The organism is Streptomyces sp. 15-116A, from assembly GCF_025290915.1.
GTDB lineage: Bacteria > Actinomycetota > Actinomycetes > Streptomycetales > Streptomycetaceae > Streptomyces.
In genome coordinates this window covers 1-2416 of record NZ_JAOCQE010000481.1, presented here as the reverse complement: position 1 = coordinate 2416, position 2416 = coordinate 1, and the positions used below count along the sequence as shown (strand labels likewise).

Genomic DNA, 2416 nt, shown 5'->3' with positions numbered 1-2416 from the left:
CCCGCCGGACACGGCCGGCCGCGGACCGGGCCCCACCGCACGTCGCCCCCCGCGGTTCCCCGGCTCCCCGCTCGCCCGGCTCCCCGCTCGCCCGGTTCCCCCGCTCCTCAGCTCCCCGCGCCCCGGCTCCCGGCCGTGACTCCCGACTCCGAAATGAGGGCTGCTCCATGACCAGTACCGACACCCGCCTGAAGAAGGTCGTCATCCTGGGCGGCGGCACGGCCGGCTGGATGACCGCCGCGTATCTCGGCAAGGCCCTCCAGGGCACGGTCGACATCACCGTGCTCGAGGCCCCGGCGATTCCGCGGATCGGGGTCGGCGAGGCGACGGTGCCCAACCTCCAGCGCGCGTTCTTCGACTACCTCGGCATCGCCGAGGACGAGTGGATGCGGGAGTGCAACGCCAGCTTCAAGATGGCCGTGCGCTTCGTGAACTGGCGCACCGAGGGCACCGGCGAGGCCACGGCCCGGGAGCTGCCCGACGGCCGGCCGGACCACTTCTACCACCCGTTCGGCCTGCTGCCCGACTACGACCAGACGCCGCTGTCGCACTACTGGTTCAAGCGCAAGTACGAGGGCACCACCACCGAGCCCTTCGACTACGCCTGCTTCCGCGAGCCCCCGATCATGGACGCGATGAAGGCGCCCCGCTGGCTCGACGGCCGCTCCGCCACCCGCTACGCCTGGCACTTCGACGCCCAGCTCGTGGCCGACTTCCTGCGCCGCTTCGCCACCGAGAAGCAGGGCGTCCGCCACGTCCAGGACGAGATGACGGAGGTCGTGCAGGACGCGCGCGGTTTCGTCACCGCGCTGCGCACCCGCGGCGGGCAGGAGCTCGACGCCGACCTGTTCGTCGACTGCTCCGGCTTCCGCGGGCTGCTGATCAACAAGGCGATGGCCGAGCCGTTCATCGACATGAGCGACCACCTGCTGTGCGACAGCGCGGTCGCCACCGCCGTCCCGCACGACGACGAGGCCGGCGGCGTGGAGCCGTACACCTCGGCCATCGCCATGTCCTCCGGCTGGGCCTGGAAGATCCCCATGCTGGGGCGGTTCGGCACCGGTTACGTGTACTCGAGCAAGTTCACCGACCGGGACGAGGCCACCGCCGAGTTCGCGGAGATGTGGGGCCTCGACCCCGAGACGACGAAGTTCAACCACATCCGCTTCCGGGTCGGCCGCAACCGCCGCGCCTGGGTGAAGAACGTCGTCAGCATCGGCCTGTCGTCCTGCTTCCTGGAGCCGCTGGAGTCGACCGGCATCTACTTCATCACCGCCGCGATCTACCAGCTGGCCAAGCACTTCCCCGACACGACCTTCAACGAGGGCCTGATCGACAGCTTCAACCACGAGATCGAGGTGATGTTCGACGACACCCGTGACTTCATCCAGGCCCACTTCTTCTACGCGCCCCGCAACGACACCCCGTTCTGGCAGGCCAACAAGAAGCTGACCCTCCCCGAGAACATCCAGCGCAAGATCTCCGCCTACCGGGCGGGGCTGCCCATCAACTCGCCGATCACCGACGAGTCGACGTACTACGGCAACTTCGAGGCCGAGTTCCGCAACTTCTGGACCAACGGCAGCTACTACTGCATCTTCGCGGGCCTGGGCCTGGAGCCCGACGCGCCCCTGCCGGCCCTGGCGTACAAGCCGGAGTCGGTGGCGGCCGCCGAGCCGCTGTTCGAGACGGTCAAGCGCCAGCAGCAGAACCTGCTGGAGACGCTGCCCACCGCCTACGAGTACCTCAAGCAGCTCCACGGGTAGCACCGGCCGGGCCCGGGCGTGCCCCGCTCGCCCCTCGCGTCCCCCCTCGCGTCTCCCCGGCACAGCGGCACTTCGGCGCGGGGGCCGGGCGGTCACCCCCCGGACCGCCCGGCTGCCGCCGCCGCTCCCACGGCCCGGCGCCCGGCGCAGTCAGCCGGGTGCCGGGCCGCACCGCATCGTCCTCCACAGGGAGTCAGACATGCCCCACTCCGCGACGCACCCGGACACCCCGGACGGCGACGGCACCGCAACGGCCGCCGCGGCGGCGGACCGCGCCGCACCCCGGCCGACGGACCTGCGGCCCTTCATGGCCGCCTTCCCCTCCGGCGTCACCGTGGTCACCACCCTCGACGCCGAGGGCCTGCCCCGCGGTATGACGTGCAGCTCGATGACGAGCGTCGCCCTGGACCCGCCCACCCTGGTGGTGTGCGTCCGCACGGCGAGCCCGACCCTGCGGGCCCTCCTCGACCAGGGGCAGTTCGCCGTCAACCTGCTGCACGAACAGGCCCGTTCGACCTCCGACCTGTTCGCCTCCGGAGCGCCCGACCGCTTCGACCGCGTCGGATGGCGGCTGCCGCTGGGCGCCGGCGGGCCGCATCTGACCTCGTCCGCCCACGCCATAGCCGACTGCGCCGTCGTGGAGACCGCCA

Annotated in this window: 2 protein-coding genes; both read left to right on the top strand. The window is 71.4% G+C overall.

What is annotated here, in order from left to right; genetic code table 11:
* Nucleotides 1-167: 167 nt before the first annotated feature.
* Nucleotides 168-1766 carry a tryptophan halogenase family protein gene (locus N4P33_RS34630; protein WP_260830879.1) on the top strand — a complete coding sequence of 533 codons (1599 nt, stop codon included), beginning with the start codon at nt 168-170 and terminating at the stop codon, nt 1764-1766.
* Nucleotides 1767-1965: 199 nt separating this feature from the next.
* Nucleotides 1966-2416: flavin reductase family protein (locus N4P33_RS34625; RefSeq protein WP_399030671.1), on the top strand; the 451-nt coding region annotated here is incomplete at its 3' end.